Origin of the sequence: Paracnuella aquatica (genome assembly GCF_003332885.2) — a bacterium.
GTDB lineage: Bacteria > Bacteroidota > Bacteroidia > Chitinophagales > Chitinophagaceae > Flavisolibacter > Flavisolibacter aquaticus.
On record NZ_QOWJ01000001.1, the window covers coordinates 1,050,142 to 1,067,349 of the forward strand.

Here is a 17,208-nt window from a genome sequence, read left to right on the forward strand (position 1 = left end):
AGGCTTCTTATCCGCCATTTCAGAATGCTTTTTTTGAATTCAGCGCAATCAGGTTGGCCAGCAACCGGTAAGCGCCGGGCACACCTGCAGGCAACTGCCGGAAAAACACAAGACCCGTATAGGTAAAATATCCTTTGCCATATTTAGCCACTACAAGGCTGCTGTTGTCGCTGGTTTCACCGGGATCGCTCATGCCCAGGATTTTTTCAAATTGCGGATCGGTGTTGGATGCGTGGTAAATGCTGCGCTCCTGCACCCATCCTTTAAAATCATCAGCCGTGATTTTATTCGGCACATTCAACACCGGGTGCTGCGGCTGCAACATGGTCACCGCAGCATTTTCATCCGTTACGCGGTTGCGGCTGATGTCGAATTTGTACGGCCCGATCTTGGCCCGCACCGGTCCTATTTGCGATGAGGTATTGTACTGCACAATCAGGTTACCGCCGCCCTGCACATAAGCCATCAACTTATCGTGAAACCCATTGAGCCAGTCGTTGGTGTTGTATGCCCGCACGCCGGCAATAATGGCATCAAACTGCTGCAGGTTGTTGCGCAGCAATTCTTTTTCGCCCATCAGCACCACCTCGTAACCCATTTGCTCCAACGCTTCCGGCACTTTATCGCCGGCGCCCACAATATAACCGATACGCGTACCCGAAGTTTTCAGGTCGATGTGCAGCACCTGCACCGGATCCTGGTAAAAATACCGGATGGTGGGAATATGATCGTAGTTGATGGAGGTCATGGCCAGGTAAGCTTCTTGCTCTTTGCCCCCTTCCTTCAGGTGCACAAAACTTTGCAGCGCATCGCTTTGCCGCCCGTTGATCTGCTCCTTGCCTACCGTCAGGTAATAGGTTTTGCTGCCGTTGCGGTCCAACTGCAGGCTTGGATCATCCTTCCTGATAACGTTGGCCGCCGACCGTACTTCCAAATTTGCGGTTGCCTGCAATTTCCTGTTGGCCGACAACTGCACGCCAAATTCCTTTGGCTTTTCGGCGCCCTTTGGAAAAATCAACAGGTCAGGTGTGGCAAAAACAGTGGCAGCCGGTACCACAAATACAGGCTGAATCACCTCACCTTTTACCGGGTCGGTGTATTTGTATTGTACGGGCAGTTTATAGGAAAATGTCAGGCCTTCTACTTCCACATCAAACCGTGCGGTGTAGGCCGGCGTTATATCAGGCTGTCCAATCAGTTCCTGGTCGCGAACAGTGAACATGCCTTCCTTCATTTTCTCCCGCAGCCAATATGGTTGGCTCACGGCCTTTTCTGTACCCACATATATGCTTTTTTGAAAAGCCGTATTTCGGTTAGGCGCCAACGTTACATTGAGTGCTGTATCCAATCCGTCCAACACCAGCCGTTGCCATTTTAGCGGAGCGCCATTGCGGTTGTTCACCAAAATATTTACCCGCAGCGAATCGCCCTGCACTGCATTTTGAACCGAAGTGCTGGCTTCTAAAAACAAGCCGCTGCAGGAAGCGATGAGTTTAGCGACTTCCTCCATTTTTACCCGGCGCCAATAGCTGTCAGGCAATTGTTGTAATATTTTATAAACAGCGGCCAGTTGCGGCACCGACTTTTGCGGTTGCACAAAATCAAACGACGTAGTCACTTTTTCAATCATTTGCGCTACCGCTTGTCCTCCCGGTACACGCTGCCAGGAAAGGTCCACTTGTTCCATCAGATCCTTAGCTGGCGCACTGCCGCCGGTTGTGGCAAAATATTCCAATGCCTCCCCACGGCTGCGGGCCACGCCAAAACCCTGGCTTTTGTGCTGGCTGCGGCTGTCGGCCGAAATTTCGCCATAACTGGCGCCCAGCACGGGATTGAAGCCGCCTACTTCCACTTTAAACTGGTCTTCGCGCTGCGTGTTGTTGCCGCCGAAATTGAAGGTGTTCCAAAGAATGCGCTTGGGCTGCCACACTTCCACCCATTTCAGTTGCTCGGGAAAACGGGCCGGATCGCCGGCCGCTTTAAACGCTTCATTTGCTAAAATAGCCGATGCAGTATGGTGCCCGTGTCCGCCTTCGCCGGTGGTTGGAAAACGGGTAATGATCACATCGGGGCGAAACTTGCGGATGGTCCACACCACGTCGGCAAGGATGGTTTCGCGGTCCCACTTCGTGAATGTTTCTTCAGGATTTTTTGAAAAACCAAAATCAAAAGCGCGGGTAAAAAATTGCTCTGCGCCATCAATGCGCCGCGCCGCGAGCAACTCCTGTGTGCGAATCATGCCGAGGGCAATGCCCTGCTCGTTGCCAATCAGGTTCTGGCCACCATCACCACGGGTCAGCGACAGGTAGCCGGTTCGGTATAGGCGGTCTTTCGACAGCCAAGTAAGCAGCCTTGTATTTTCATCATCAGGGTGTGCTGCCACATACAGCACCGAACCCAATACATTCAGTTTTTTTAATCCTAAATAAATATCGGCAGAGGACGCCGCATTTTGGGCACGGCCAATAAAACAGGAAAGGGCAAGCAAAGCCAGTGAAAAAGACTTTTTCATGCAGGCGTCAGACGGTTTATGATTTCAATGAAGGGCCAAATAAAAGAAAAAGGAGCAACATACTGTGCTCCTTTTTAACAATTATAAAAAGAATAAGGTTTGTGTCTTTGTTTATTACACTAAATATGCAACCCGTTGTTTCGGTGCAGCTTATTGGCCAACGAGAAATACTGCGTTGCAAAACATCAGTTTTCCGTTTTCCCAAAAATTGCGGAACAGCGGGTTATCGGCCAAATACGTAACGGTGCCTCGGCCAAGCTCCTGTGTGCCATACAACAGGCCATCCTGCAGGCGTGGCGCCAGTTTATTGCCCACAAAGCCTGCTACCTGCCCGCCTTTTTTTAACACGCCAACATTCCAGCCATCGCCTTTGATGAAATCGTAAATGGCATCGTCCTGTTTCAGCGTGTAATAGTAATTGGGGTAACCAAAGGCCAGCGGATGCGTGTTGTCCAACTCCACGCGGAAAATAGAACCCGGCGTGATGTTTTGGATATAATCCCGTTCGCGGTCTTCAAATTTTTGCAGCGCACTATACTGATCGCGATCGGCAGCAGAATCTTCTTTTTTCGATTTGATGGCCCAATCAAGTCGGCCCAGTTGCGCCACAGCACTTTCCAGCGCCACCAGGTGCCCGCCGCCCGAGATCCAGTTGCGGAGTTGGTCGGCAGCAGCTTTGTCCGAAAGGAAGCGGTAAGCGCCATCCGGCATGATCACCACATCGTAGTTGCTCCAGTTGAAGCGGCCAATGTCGGCCAGGTTTACCAGCGTGATGGGGTATTGCAGTTCCTGTTCAAAGAAATGCCACACTTCGCCGGCACCCAGCGATGAAACACCTTCGCCGGTAATGAGCGCCACTTTGCGGCTTTTAAACGGAACCATTTTCGAAGAACCAAAATCAAAACCTTTTTCTACAAAACCGGTATTCACCGCGGTCAGCTCCACACCTGCCGAATCTGCCAGGCTCCGTACCGTGTTCCAAAGGTTGGGTACATATTGGTTACTCGTCCGCATCACCACAATGGAGCCGCGGTCGAATGTTTGTCCGCCCACATCAAATGGCCGTTCGCTGTACCGCAGCTTGATGCCGCGGCGCTGCAGTTGTGTGGCCAGTTTCACGCCCTGCACACCAGTCCAGCGAATCACATAAGCGTAAGGATCGGAACTATTGGCGTTAGAAACAGGCTTATGCGCTGCAGCTTCATTTGTGTTCAAAGCAGTACGGGTGGCAAATGCTTTCAGGCCATATACATAAGGCATGGCCCATGCGGTGATGTCGTAGGTGTTGGAATCAACCACAGTAGTGCGGGGTTCAAACAAAACCGTAACCAGCGTGCCTTTCGGCTGTGCTGCAGAAACTACCAGATCGTTCGCAGCTATGGAAAAAGATTCTTCTTTTCCATTTTCATAATTAAAGCCGCGCAGGCCGTTGCCTGTTGCCGCACCATAGCGGATGCCGTTGCGATCCAGCATTTTTTTCAGTGATGCAATGCGCTCTGCATCGCGGGGACTGTGTTTGATCACGTAGGTTTTATAAGCGCCGGCGTTGCCCGCTGAAGCCGTGCGGAAAAACGACTGGAACTCGTTGAGCAGTTTGCCTGCATTTTGCGCAGCTACTTCTACTGTGCTCAAACCGGTAGTATAATGGTGCAAAACCCGGTCGGTTAGGGTCAACGTATCGCCTTCGTCGGTAACGATGCCCAGGCCGCCGGCCGGGCCGCCGCCCTGCTCATAGGTCATGCCAATCGAGCCATTGTAAATCGGGTAGGTATCACCGTAAGACGGGTATAACAGGTCAAATACTTCTTTGGTAAAATAGAGCCAACCGTTCTCGTCAAAATAACGTGCATGGTTGCGGCCAATGGTTTCCTGGAAATTCCGCTGCCACGGCGTGATCACCTCGTGGTAAGGTTGTGCGGCCGGCGCAAAATAATAAGGCTGGTTAACGCCCTGCTCATGAAAATCGACATGCACCTGCGGCAGCCATTGGTTGAACAATGCGACGCGTTGACGGCTTTCGAGCTGGGTTTGCCAGGCCCAGTCGCGGTTCAGGTCAAAATTGTAATGGTTGCTTCTGCCGCCGGGCCATGGCTCGCGGTGTTCCCTGGCTTCAGGTGCGGGGTTGTATTGGCGGCCCACCACAGAGTTGAACCAGTTCACATAGCGATCACGACCGTCGGGGTTGAGGCAGGGATCAATAGCCACCACAGTGTTTTGCAGCCATTGCTTGGTGCGGCTGTTGGCCGGGTCCACCAATGCATACAACGTCATCATCGCCGCTTCCGACGAAGAGGTTTCGTTACCGTGTACATTGTACGAAAGCCAAACGATGACCGGGGCGCTGGTGTTGCCGTTGCCACCATTGTGTGCCGCCAGTTTGAGGTTATTGTTGCGGATGTTTTCAAGGTTGGCAATATGGTTGGCCGATGAAATAAAACCCGCCAGCAGCGGACGGCCTTCGTTGGTCTGACCATACGACTGCAGTTTCATCATATCGGGCTTTTGCGCAGCCACATGCTTAAAGTATTCCACAATGCGCCAGTGCGGCGTATAGCGGGTGCCTATTTTATACCCTAAAAATTGCTCGGGACTTTGCAGTTGTGCACTACACCAAAAAGAAAGCAGCAGCAGGAAGGATGCGGCAAAAAACCGTTTGTTCATGTACCAGAAATTGTAAGGCAATATTACAAACCCTGATATTATCGAAGCCATGAAAATAGAAAAGCCCCGGACAGGGGCTCTTCTTTGTACAGTTGGTTTAGGCGCCGGAAAGCCGGCAGCACACAATGATACCTCTTTTTCCTGTTTCGGTTATATGATTTTTCTGTTTTATTTAGTTGCAAAATGCAACGCGGCTGTATATGCGTAAATTAAGTGCCACCAACATCCCTCCCTCCGATTTCAGTTGCTCAACATTGAATGGGCTATTTTCGTAATCCAAATTACCTCCGTGTATGCGCCATTTGTTTTTGTTGAGCTGCTGTATCAGTTTGTTGGGTTGTACGCCGCGCAAAGCCGAACGAGCCAGCCTGCCGTTTAATCCCTACCAATACAGCATTCAAAAAACGGTCACTGCAGCCAATGGCGCGGTGGTGTCGGCACACCCGCTGGCCAGCATGGCCGGCCTGCACGTGATGCAGACAGGCGGCAACGCGTTTGATGCGGCCATTGCCACACAACTGGCCTTAGCCGTAGTGTACCCACAAGCGGGCAACCTGGGCGGCGGCGGTTTTATGGTGGCCCAACTGGCAGGCGGCAAACTGGTTTCACTTGATTACCGCGAGGCAGCGCCAGCAGCGGCACACCGCAATATGTACCTCGATAGCGCAGGCAACGCCCAGACCGAAAAAAGCCGGCACGGCCACCTGGCCAGCGGCGTGCCGGGCACGGTTGCGGGTTTGTTTGAAAGTTTGCAGTACGCAAAACTGCCCATGAAAACTCTGCTGGAACCAGCCATACAATTAGCGGCAAAAGGCTTTGTGATTACGGCACGGGAAGCCCGCTCATTGAATGCGTTGCAGCCCGCGCTGCAGGCGTACAACACCCAACCCAACGCATTGCAAAAAGCTACGCCCTGGAAAGAAGGCGACACCCTGGTGCAGCAAGACCTTGCCGCCACATTGATGCGCATCCGCGACCGGGGCCAAAAAGGTTTTTACGAAGGCGAAACCGCGCAGCTGATTGTTGCGGAAATGGGCCGCGGCAGCGGTATTATTTCGGAAAATGATTTGAAAAACTATAAGGCCAAATGGCGGCAGCCACACCGTTTTCAGTACCGTGGGCACGAAGTGGTTTCGATGCCGCCGCCCAGTAGCGGCGGACTGTTGCTGCACCAGATGCTGCACATGGTGCAACCATTTCCCCTGCAGCAATGGGGCTTTCATGCGCCGCAATCGGTGCAGGCAATGGTTGAAGCGGAGCGCCGCGCCTATGCCGACCGGGCCCAACACATGGGCGATGCGGATTTTGTAACCGTGCCCATTGAAGCCATTACCGACAGCCATTATTTACGCAAAAAAATGCAGGATTTTATGCCCGGCAAAGCCGGCAAAAGCATTGCAACCGGCGAAGCGCTGGCACCGCAAAGCGAAGAAACTACGCATATTTCCATCATTGACAAAGAAGGCAACGCGGTGGCGGTGACCACTACACTCAACGATGCCTACGGCAGTAAAACCGTGGTGGGCGGCGCCGGCTTTTTGCTCAACGATGAAATGGACGATTTCAGCATTAAACCCGGTGTGCCCAATATGTATGGCGCCATTGGCGGCGAGGCCAATGCCATTGCACCTGGCAAGCGCATGCTCAGCTCCATGACGCCGACATTGGTATTGAAAGACGGGAAACCTTATTTAGTTATTGGCACGCCGGGCGGCACCACCATTCCTACCTCAGTGTTTCAAACCATTATCAACATCATTGATTTTGGACTGGATGCGACCCGTGCGGTGAACGAACCCAAATTTCACCACCAATGGCTGCCCGACGAGATAGCAGTGGAACCAACCGTGCCGCAAAGCCTGCTTGCCGCGCTGAAAAACATGGGTTACACCATCAGGCCGCGTGGCCCGATCGGCCGCACGGAACTGATCAAAGTATTGCCCGACGGCCGTTTTGAAGCGGTAGCAGATAACCGCGGCGACGATAGTGCCAGTGGTTTTTAAGTAACTCAGGTGCCAAATGTGCCGTTTGTTACCCCACCCGATCTTTTAAAACTGGCAACGAGCACACCGGTTGGCGTTGTGCTGCTTTCGGCTAGGGTAAACGCTGCAGGCATGGTACCGTCTGCAAACAGCTTTTTGCCTTTGCCTAATGTGACCGGGAATATTTTCAGCCATAGTTCGTCCACCAGGTTATACTGTAGCAGCAGCTGCACCAGCCCGCCGCTGCCGTGCACTTGTAGATCGCGGCCGCTGGTCTCCTTCAACCGCCGGATATCTTCCGCGGATTTTAGGAACGAAGTGTTTTGCCAATCAGAGCTGGTAGTCGTATTAGACAACACGAACTTATTCACCTCGTTAATGCCAGGCCATTCATCGGTGTGGTGCGGCCAGTGGGCGGCAAAAATTTCATAGGTCTTTCGGCCGAGCAACAGGTCGGCTGGTTGCATTTGTGCCGCCATCACTTGGCCCAATGTTTCATCAAAATAAGGGACCACCCAACCGCCTAGATCAAACCCGCCCGATGTATCTTCTCCTGGCCCGCCGGGTGCCTGCATTACGCCGTCTAAACTGATAAAAGAAAGGACAATTATTTTGCGCATTTGTACCAATTTTTATTGCAACCAAAGCTCGATAAAATGGCGGCGTTGCACGATGCAGCATGCGACAAAACAGGCGGCTAATTCCGACAATTTTTGTCGCGTTATAGATTTTACTCGCAAAAAAAAGCGCCTCGATCCATCCAGACCAAAGCGCTTTAGAAAATAAGAGACAACAGGATTTATTTGATCTTTAACTGCACCTGCACCGAAACCTGCAGCGGTTTGGTGGTGATCTTTTTTGCGCGGCCGGTAAGCGTGTAGCGCATTTGACCAGCCTTGATATAGCTTTTCAAATCAGTGTTATTTCCGGGCACCACCAGTGGTGATGCAGCACTTGTTATCGTCGTTTCGGCAACTACCACCTGCTCCGGCCGGCCATTGCCCGATACCGAAAGTTTTACATTTTCAAAGTTCGAAAAGTTGTTGAGGTCATCGGCGTTGTTCACATTCAGGATCACCGATTTAATCACAATGTCACCCGCATTGTCGATGCCGAATTGTTGCGCCGTGTATTTCCGAATAAGGCTGTCCACGTTGAACTGAAATTCATAACTGCCCAACACCACATCGCTGCCCACGATGGGGTTGATGGGAACGGTAACCGTTACTTCGGGAACGTCATGTTCAAAAGAAGGAAAAATTGCGTCTTTGATTTTTTCGCAGGAAGCAAGTGCAAGGGTGCCCAAGAAGGCAACCGACAGGAACAGGTTTTTCATGTTTGCTTTAATAGGGTTAAAAAGATGGTGGCAAATGTACAACAACGCCGCAGTTATGAATGCTAAAAAAATCCCCTCTTAAAATGTGGTTCAAAATCAAGCGTCGCAAATATGAATAGGGTAACGCCCATTTCTCCGAACTTTACGGCAACAGCAATTTTATGAAACCACTTTCGGCAATCATCCTCCTTTTGTTTATGATGGCAACCGCGCAGGCGCAGCAGGCAGCAAGCAATAAAAAATTTACGCTGGTGATACATGGTGGAGCGGGCACTATTTTAAAAAAGAACATGACACCGGAAAAAGAGCAGGCTTACCAACTGGCATTGAACAATGCGCTGCAGGCGGGATACGCCATTTTGAATAAAGGCGGCACGGCGCTGGATGCGGTAGAAGCCGCGGTGCGCCTGATGGAAGATTCGCCGTTGTTTAATGCGGGCAAGGGCGCCGTGTTTACCAACGAAGGCAAGAACGAGTTGGATGCATCGATCATGGATGGAAAAAACCTGGGTGCCGGTGCAGTGGCATCGGTCACCACCATACGCAACCCCATTACCGCGGCAAGGGCCGTGATGGAAAAGAGCCAGCATGTAATGATGGTCGGTTCGGGTGCCGAAAAGTTTGCGCAGCAGCAAGGCCTTGTACTGGTGGACCCCTCTTATTTTTATACAGAAGAACGCTGGCAGGGTTTGCTGAAAGTGCGGGCACAAGACCCTGATAGCGTGGCGCTGGATCACGGCAACAAAACAACTTCGATGCTGAAGCAGCCCGGCAACCGCGATGATAAATACGGCACCGTTGGCGCTGTGGCACTAGACCAGCACGGCAACCTGGCGGCGGCTACCTCCACCGGCGGCATGACCAATAAAAAGTTTGGCCGCATTGGCGATGCGCCGATCATTGGCGCCGGCACTTATGCCAACAACGCCACTTGCGCAGTAAGCTGTACCGGCTGGGGCGAATTTTTTATCCGCCTGTCGGTAGCCAAAACGGTGAGCGATTTAATGGAATACAAAGGCCTTTCGGTGCAGGCTGCCACCAACGACTTGATTCATAAAAAAGTGCCGGCACTTGGCGGCGATGGCGGCTTGATTGCGGTGGATAAATCGGGAAATGTTGCCATGCCGTTTAATACCGAAGGCATGTATCGCGGGTATATCAAGCAAGATGGGAAAGCGGTGGTGCAGATTTATAAGGACTGATTTTGCACCTCGGAAAAGTGTGCATCCAACTTGCTAACAAAGTGCCATTTTGTTACAAAGTAATTGTCATGCCGAACTTGTTTCGGCATCTCCTTCTTTTAGCGGAATCGTTAAGCGCACAAGGAGATGCCGAATGGAGTTCAGCATGACAGACACTAAAATTCAAATCGCATTTATCCTTTGAAAAGAGCAAAATAAATCTTGCTTTCTCTTATTCCCCCGCAACCGTTTTCCTAGCATCAATATTAAAAATGGCACTCACCGTAAAACCGGTGTTGTATTGAAAAATGGGGCGCCCCGGGGTAAGCTGCCGGCCCAGTTGTACGATCTGGCTGAGGAAGCCAGCTTCAATCCGGGCATGTGGCGAAAACTGGCGGCCAACAATCAGGCTGCTGCGGTTTTGATCAAAAACATTTTGCGTTACCTCTTTGCCAAAGTTGACCATCAACTCATCCCAAACGGCGGCGTACCAATGTGCACCGTTTGCAGCAGGCTTTTGCAAGGGTGCCTGCAGCCGCGCCAAATACCTGAACCGATTTACATATTGGTAATCGTGTGCACGGTTATTGGTTGGGGCCGTAAACCGCCCGATCCAGCGCTGCTCCAGCATAAAGCGGTGCTGCAGTGCCAGCCGGTTGAGCGGCTGTGTGATGAATGCCTGTTGAAATGTTCTATGTTCGGGAAAAGTTTTGCCTGCGGCTTGTATCGTTGGGTCGCCATACGGAAAGGTTTCGGCAAAGGCATAGCCGGCACGCAACGAAACCGATGGGTGCACCTGGTAGTTGATGCTGCCCCGCACCAGGTTTTGCATGCCGTTGCGCAGCCAATCATCGCGGCGCCACTGCAGCTCCAGTGTCGATGACCATTGCTCCGCAAACCTTACCGTTGCATTGGTTGCAAACCAGCCAATCTGGTTGGGATCTGACACCCGTGGGTTTTGTGCATTTGCAGGTACCTGCAACAATATCATACAAATGGCAAAGCAGCAAATCGTTTTTACAACATGCACCATAATCCGTTCGTTTGTAGAGCGACAAAGAAAATGAAAAATGCATCATTAACCGGCTTATGACGCGTTATTGGAATATGTTGCGTTGGTGGTGTATTTAAAAGCGGTGCGGTTTTCCTCAGGGTTCTTTAAAATTGCAGGCGCACAACTGCAAATGGCTATTTTTACAACCTAATCAATTTTTTACCTGAAAGCTTTTTTAAACATATTCGGGCGGGTGCTGCTCTCCATCATGCTGCTGTTGCTGCTGTTGCTGGGACTGCTGCATACCGACTGGGGACAAAACTTTTTGGTAACGCAGGTAACCAAGCGCCTGAGCCGCGACTTGCAAAGCCGCATTTCCATCAACAACGTGGAAGTGGGTTTTTTCAACCGCATGTCGTTGGGTGGTGTGTTGGTAGAAGACCAGAAGCGGGACACACTGCTGTATGCAGGCGCCGTGCAGGTACGCATCACCGACTGGTTTTTTTTACAAAAAGAAGCGGAGCTTAAATTCATCGGGCTTGAAGATGCGCTGGTAAAAATGCAACGCACCGATTCGGTGTGGAACTACCAATTTTTACAGGATTATTTTACAACACCGGGCACCAACAAACAGCAAAAAAATGCCGGCATTGATTTCGACCTGAAAAAAGTGGAGCTGCGTAATATATCCATCATTCAGAAAGATGGATGGATTGGCCGCAATATGACCGTGCGGGTAGGCCAGCTGGACCTGGATGCTAACGAGATCAGCCTGGCAAAAAAGAAAATCGACATCAACTCGCTGGCGTTGGTAAAACCATATTTACACCTCTTTGATTATACCGGTGCAAGACCCGACAGCCTGAAGCCGAAGGCCAAACCGGCTGCACCCAATGAAGGGTGGAATGCTGATGGATGGCTGATGGCGCTGAAAGATTTTACCATTGAAAACGGAACCTTCCGCACCGACCGCGACAGCCTGCGGGCAACGGTGCCCACTTTTGATGGCGCCCATATCCTGTTTTCAAAAATTACCGGCAATGTAAAAGACCTGCGGATGGAGCGGGATACGATCAAGGCGCTAGTAAACTTGAGCACAAAAGAACGCAGCGGTTTTACCGTAAATAAACTGGCCGCCAATTTCCGGATGCACCCGCAACTGATGGAGTTTTCGAACATGGAGCTGCGGACACCCAAAAGTTTGCTGGGCAATTATTACGCGATGGAATACCCGTCCATTGCCAGCATGAGCGATTATATCCATGCCGTTACAATGGTGGTGCGGATGCGCAACAGCACCGTGCACAGCGATGACCTGGCTTTTTTTGCACCGGCGCTCCGCACCTGGAACCGCAACATCAAAGTAAGCGGCAACGCTAAAGGAACGGTGGATGATTTATCGGCACAAAACCTGGCCATACAGGCCGGCGCCAACACCTATGTGGCCGGCGATGTAAGCCTGGTGGGCCTGCCTGATATTGCCAGCACTTTTATCAACCTCGAAACCGGCCAACTGCGCACTACTTATACCGATGCGCTGGACTTTGTACCGCAACTGCGCGGCATAACCACGCCTAACTTGCGCCAGTTGCAATACCTGCGGTTCAATGGGAATTTTACCGGATTCATCAACGACTTTGTAACCTTTGGCACGCTGGAAACAGCGCTGGGCACCGTTGTGTCGGATTTGAACATGAAATTGCCCGCGGGCGGATCGCCGGTGTACTCAGGTTCGGTGAGCACCTCAGGATTCAGGCTGGGTACCTTTTTAAACGACGCCAACCTCGGCGCCGTTTCTTTTGCCGGCAATGTGCAGGGCCGCGGCTTTGCCTGGAACACGCTGAATGCGCGGCTGCGCGGCAATATCCGCAGCATTCAGTACCAGGATTACCGGTTTCAAAATATTACCGTGGACGGCACCATTGCCCGCCGTAAACTGGATGGCAATTTTATTATTGACGATCCCAATGCCGACATCCGGCTTTCGGGCATCATTGATCTGGGCAGCAAGGTGCCGGTGTTCAATGCAAATGCCGATATCAAATACGCCAACTTGCGCCTGCTGGGCCTCACCGGCGAAGATCTGGTGCTGAGCGGCTTGTTTGACCTTGATTTCCGGGGCAAAACGCTGAACGATTTTTATGGCGATGCCCGCATACGCCAGGCTTCGCTCCTGCTCGATGGCCAGCCCTTGCCGTTCGATTCGCTGACGCTGAGTTCCCGCGTTACCGACGGATTCCGCACTTTGCGGGCCACCTCAAACGAACTGGAAGCTTCCATACAAGGCAATTTCGACCTGAAGTCGCTGCCCGATGCGTTCCTGCTTTTTTTAAACCGCTACTATCCTTCCTACATCCGGCCGCCGCGGTTCCAGTTGCCGAGGCAGGCATTTACTTTCGACATCCGCACCGGCGTGGTGGAAGATTATCTTAAGCTGCTCGACCGCAACCTCACCGGTTTCAACAACAGCCAGATTTCCGGTTCGCTCAACCTTGACTCGAACATGATGAAGGTAGAGCTGGACGTGCCCCTGGCCGGTTACCAGCAATATTCATTTACCAATTTTCATCTGACCGGTGATGGCGACCTCGAACGCCTGAAGGTGCAGGCCAGTGTGGCCAACGCGGTTATTAGTGACTCACTGAATTTTCCACAAACCGATATCTCGCTGACCGCTCAAAACGACCTTTCCGACCTGACGGTAACCACGATGGCCAACCAAACCATCAACAAGGCGGAGCTGGCGGCACAGGTGCAAACATTTGCCGACGGCTTTAAGGTGCTGCTGCGGCCATCGAGTTTTGTGATCAATGGAAAAACCTGGAACGCCGAAGAAGGCGGCGAACTGGATTTCAGGGAACGGTCGGTGGTGCATGGGCAGGTGGTGCTGCGCGAATCGGACCAGGAGATCCGGCTCACGACACAACCTTCCGACATCGGCTCGTGGAACGATCTGGTGGTGGCGCTGAATCGCGTAAACCTCGGCGACCTTTCGCCGTTGCTGGTAAAAGGCTACCGAATTGAAGGATTGATTTCCGGAACGGTAACCGTGGAAGACCCGCAACAACGCCTTAACGTGGTAACCGACCTGCGCACCGAAGCATTACGGGTGGATAATGACAGCATTGGACAAGTGCTGGCCGCCATCGCCTATAATAATACAACCGGCATGATCACGGGTGGGGTGAACAACCTTAACCCCGACCAGCAGGTTACCGTGGACCTTTCCATCGATGTGGACGACAGCACCAACCTGCACCGCGACCGGATAACGGTGAATGCAAAAGATTATCCCGTAAAGATCCTGGAGCGGTTTATCGGCACGCTGTTTTCCGACCTGCAGGGTTTTGTTACAGGTAAACTGGATATTTTAGGCGAAGGCGCCAACCGCGCCTTTGTGGGCCGCGCAGCCATCCGCGATGCCGGCCTGAAAGTGAATTTTACCCAGGTTTTTTATAAGCTGGACAACGCCGAGATCGTGCTCCACGAAGACTATATTGATTTTGGCACCATTCGCCTCCGCGACCGGCTGGGCAACACGGCGACGATGCAGGGAACCATTCAGCACCAGGCTTTTAACGACATGGTGTTCGATATTGCGGTGCAAACCGGCAACCAGCCCATGGAGTTGCTCAACACCACCTATGCCGACAACCAAACTTTTTACGGCCGCGCCATGGGTACCGGCTCGTTCCTGCTGAATGGCCCGCAGAACGACATCCTGATGAACATCGATATGGTGGCATCAGACCGAGATAGTGCCTACATTACCTTGCCGCCGTCGAAGGCAGTGCGGGAAAGCGGTACCGCCGACTTTTTGGTGGAACGTAAATACGGCCGCGAAATGAACCCGAACGACCTGCGGGGTGCGGCCACCAACCTTTCGTACCAGGTAAACCTTACAGCCAACCCGCTGGTGAATATTGAAGTGATCCTGGATGAGCTGACCGGCGACATTATCCGCGGCCGAGGCACCGGCACATTGTTCATCAGCTCCGGCACCAACGAGCCGCTCAGCATCCGGGGCCGCTACGATATACAGGAAGGAAACTACCTGTTTACGTTCCAGTCGGTGTTGAAAAAGCCATTCACCATTCGGCCGGGCGGCAATAATTATATTGACTGGACTGGCGACCCGTTTGGCGCCACCGTGCGGCTGGAAGCCGTGTACAAAGCCGATGAAGTAAGTTTTGCACCGCTGGCACAAAGCGGGCTGATTCTTGCGTCGAGCGGTGGGCCTAACCTTGCCAGCTTCCGCGATGATGTGAACGTAGTGGCCCTGCTGACCGGTGAATTGTTCCGGCCGCAGTTTAGTTTTTCGCTGGAGCTGCCGAGCAACCTGGGCAACGAGTTTTCCTATGCCATCCAGCAGATTGAAAAGAACCCGAATGAACTGAACAAGCAGGTTACTTCGCTGATTGTGTTCAACTCATTTGCGCCGTTTGGCATTAAGCTGGGAACCAGTAACCAGATCAACGAACTGGCGTATAATACCATTTCGGGATTGCTGTTTGGCGAAGTGAACAAACAATTGAATCAGCTGCTGGGCGGCATTCTGCAAAAAAATGATGTAACACTCAATCTATCCGGCTCGGTGTACAACCGCAGCCTGGTGGCCAACTCCAGCAACTTCAACATTAACCAAACCGACGTGAACCTGAGCGTGGGCAAGGCATTTTTCGACGAACGGTTTACAGTCACGTTTGGCAGCACACTTAATGTGCCGCTGCAAAGCACTTTACAGCAAACCATCCAGTTTTTACCCGACGTAACGGCCGAATGGGTGATCAATAAAAGCGGCACCATCCGCGCCACATTTTTTTACCGCCAAAACCTCGACTTTTTGGGTTCCGGCTCGGTGGCCGGCAACGGGCTGCGCACCACAAGGACAGGTACTGCCCTTTCCTACAGGCGGGAGTTTGATTCCATCCGCGAGTTTTTGTTCGGCCGCAAATCGGCAAGGCTGCGGGCACAAGCAGCACGGGACAGCATTCAAAAGCAGGATTCGGCCGGGGCGCAGTAACTTAATTTTACACATAAAAAAGGCCGCATTTTCAGTGAAAATGCGGCCTTTTTTATGTATTTGCCAATCCGCTATCCAAGTAAGTTCCTGCTCATTAGTGTTTGTCATGCCGAACTTGTTTCGGCATCTCCTACATCCAGCAGGGTTTAATACAGCTAAAGGGGATGCCGAAACAAGTTCGGCATGACAAGGCTGAAGTTGGAAAATGCTACTCTTTAGCTGAATAGTTCGCAGTTTCGCTTAATGCAACTCGTGGCCTAGCTTATCGCGTTTGGTGTGCAGGTAGCGTTCATTGAACGGGTTGGGATCAATGCGCAGTGCAATGTTTTCCACCACTTCAAGTCCATAACCGATTAGTCCGACCCTTTTGCGCGGATTGTTGGAAATCAGTCGCAGCTTCTGCACGTTCAGGTGGCGCAAAATCTGGGCGCCTACGCCGTAGTCGCGTTGATCCATTTGAAAACCAAGGTGCAGGTTTGCCTCAACAGTATCCATGCCTTCTTCCTGCAGTCGGTACGCTTTCAATTTGTTGAGCAGGCCAATGCCGCGGCCCTCCTGGTTCATGTACAAAATCAGGCCTTTGCCTTCGGCTTCCACCATTTTCATGGCGCTGTGCAGTTGCTCGCCGCAGTCACAGCGCAGCGAACCCAAAATATCGCCGGTAAAGCAGGAAGAATGCACCCGCACCATCACCGGCTCGCCGGTTTCCCATTCGCCTTTAATGAGGGCCAGGTGTTCGTTGGAAGTGTTTTTTTCCTGGAACGCTACCAGTTTAAAATGGCCAAACTGCGTGGGCATATCCACTCGTACAATTTCTTCAATCAGCGAGTCGCGTTTGATGCGGTACTCAATGAGGTCTTTTATGGAAATGATCTTCAGGTCAAACTTTTCGGCAATAATCATCAGGTCGGGCACCCGGGCCATGGAGCCATCTTCGTTCAGGATTTCCACCAATACACCGGCTGGCTCAAAACCGGCCAGGCGGGCCAGGTCAACGGCCGCTTCGGTGTGGCCGGCGCGGCGCAGCACACCGCCTTTTTTGGCACGCAAGGGAAAAATATGACCGGGGCGGCCCAGTTCCTCAGGCTTTGTTTGCGGATCGACCAGGGCACGGATGGTGGCGGCACGGTCGTGGGCCGAAATGCCGGTGGTGCAGCCGTGGCCCAGCAAATCGACAGAAACGGTAAACGCCGTTTCGTGCAGGGCTGTGTTGTTATTCACCATCAGTTCGAGGCCGAGTGCATCGCAGCGGTCTTCGAGCAGGGGCACGCAAATAAGGCCGCGGCCAAATTTGGACATGAAATTGACCGCTTCCGGCGTGATGAATTGCGCAGCCATAATAAAATCGCCTTCGTTTTCGCGGTCTTCGTCATCTACCACAATGACCATTTTCCCGTGCTTGAGGTCCTCGATCGCACTCTCTATGGAATGAAGCATGTCCAAAATTTTCGCAAAGGTAGCAACAAAGCAGTGATCCCATTTCGGTGGGAAGCATTTAGCAGTAGCGTGACAAATGGAT

The 17,208-nt window shown here is 52.1% G+C and carries 9 protein-coding genes; 3 read left to right on the forward strand and 6 right to left on the reverse strand.

Annotated elements, in window-relative coordinates:
- Positions 1–19: 19 nt before the first annotated feature.
- Both DRJ53_RS04460 and DRJ53_RS04465 read right to left on the reverse strand, forming a co-directional pair.
- Positions 20–2,512: a PIG-L family deacetylase gene (locus DRJ53_RS04460; RefSeq protein WP_114234331.1), complete on the reverse strand. Its 2,493-nt coding sequence runs from the start codon at positions 2,510–2,512 to the stop codon at positions 20–22.
- A gap of 150 nt (positions 2,513–2,662) precedes the next feature.
- A complete protein-coding gene (locus DRJ53_RS04465) occupies positions 2,663–5,173 on the reverse strand; it encodes a M14 family metallopeptidase (protein ID WP_114234332.1) in 2,511 nt (836 codons plus the stop codon).
- 293 nt (positions 5,174–5,466) lie between these two features.
- Here DRJ53_RS04465 and ggt point away from each other — a divergent pair, with 293 nt between their 5' ends.
- On the forward strand, positions 5,467–7,176 hold the full coding sequence (gene ggt / locus DRJ53_RS04470) for a gamma-glutamyltransferase (protein ID WP_114234333.1): 1,710 nt from the start codon (positions 5,467–5,469) through the stop codon (positions 7,174–7,176).
- Between the two features lie 5 nt (positions 7,177–7,181).
- Here the strand turns inward: ggt and DRJ53_RS04475 are convergent, their stop codons facing one another.
- Both DRJ53_RS04475 and DRJ53_RS04480 read right to left on the reverse strand, forming a co-directional pair.
- Positions 7,182–7,775, reverse strand: a complete 594-nt coding sequence (locus tag DRJ53_RS04475; protein WP_114234334.1) for a dihydrofolate reductase family protein — start codon at positions 7,773–7,775, stop codon at positions 7,182–7,184.
- 179 nt (positions 7,776–7,954) lie between these two features.
- Positions 7,955–8,491: a hypothetical protein gene (locus DRJ53_RS04480; protein ID WP_114234335.1), complete on the reverse strand. Its 537-nt coding sequence runs from the start codon at positions 8,489–8,491 to the stop codon at positions 7,955–7,957.
- Positions 8,492–8,652: 161 nt separating this feature from the next.
- Between DRJ53_RS04480 and DRJ53_RS04485 the strand changes: the two genes are divergently transcribed.
- Positions 8,653–9,693: an isoaspartyl peptidase/L-asparaginase family protein gene (locus DRJ53_RS04485; protein ID WP_114234336.1), complete on the forward strand. Its 1,041-nt coding sequence runs from the start codon at positions 8,653–8,655 to the stop codon at positions 9,691–9,693.
- Positions 9,694–9,904: 211 nt separating this feature from the next.
- Here DRJ53_RS04485 and DRJ53_RS04490 read toward each other — a convergent pair whose 3' ends face one another.
- A complete protein-coding gene (locus DRJ53_RS04490; protein WP_114234337.1) occupies positions 9,905–10,705 on the reverse strand; it encodes a DUF2490 domain-containing protein in 801 nt (266 codons plus the stop codon).
- A gap of 214 nt (positions 10,706–10,919) precedes the next feature.
- On the opposite strand from DRJ53_RS04490, the gene DRJ53_RS04495 reads away from it, so the two are divergent.
- Complete coding sequence (locus tag DRJ53_RS04495; protein ID WP_123893357.1) at positions 10,920–15,689, forward strand: translocation/assembly module TamB domain-containing protein; 4,770 nt, start codon at positions 10,920–10,922, stop codon at positions 15,687–15,689.
- A gap of 240 nt (positions 15,690–15,929) precedes the next feature.
- Here DRJ53_RS04495 and DRJ53_RS04500 read toward each other — a convergent pair whose 3' ends face one another.
- Complete coding sequence (locus tag DRJ53_RS04500; RefSeq protein WP_114234339.1) at positions 15,930–17,126, reverse strand: bifunctional 3,4-dihydroxy-2-butanone-4-phosphate synthase/GTP cyclohydrolase II; 1,197 nt, start codon at positions 17,124–17,126, stop codon at positions 15,930–15,932.
- Positions 17,127–17,208: the final 82 nt, after the last annotated feature.

Excerpts from the sequence above, each read along its gene's own strand:
- DRJ53_RS04480 (WP_114234335.1), bottom strand. The coding sequence starts at position 8,491 with ATGAAAAACCTGTTCCTGTCGGTTGCCTTCTTGGGCACCCTTGCACTT.
- ggt (WP_114234333.1), top strand. The coding sequence starts at position 5,467 with ATGCGCCATTTGTTTTTGTTGAGCTGCTGTATCAGTTTGTTGGGTTGT.
- DRJ53_RS04475 (WP_114234334.1), bottom strand. The coding sequence starts at position 7,775 with ATGCGCAAAATAATTGTCCTTTCTTTTATCAGTTTAGACGGCGTAATG.
- DRJ53_RS04460 (WP_114234331.1), bottom strand. The coding sequence starts at position 2,512 with ATGAAAAAGTCTTTTTCACTGGCTTTGCTTGCCCTTTCCTGTTTTATT.
- DRJ53_RS04490 (WP_114234337.1), bottom strand. The coding sequence starts at position 10,705 with ATGGTGCATGTTGTAAAAACGATTTGCTGCTTTGCCATTTGTATGATA.
- DRJ53_RS04465 (WP_114234332.1), bottom strand. The coding sequence starts at position 5,173 with ATGAACAAACGGTTTTTTGCCGCATCCTTCCTGCTGCTGCTTTCTTTT.
- DRJ53_RS04485 (WP_114234336.1), top strand. The coding sequence starts at position 8,653 with ATGAAACCACTTTCGGCAATCATCCTCCTTTTGTTTATGATGGCAACC.
- DRJ53_RS04500 (WP_114234339.1), bottom strand. The coding sequence starts at position 17,126 with ATGCTTCATTCCATAGAGAGTGCGATCGAGGACCTCAAGCACGGGAAA.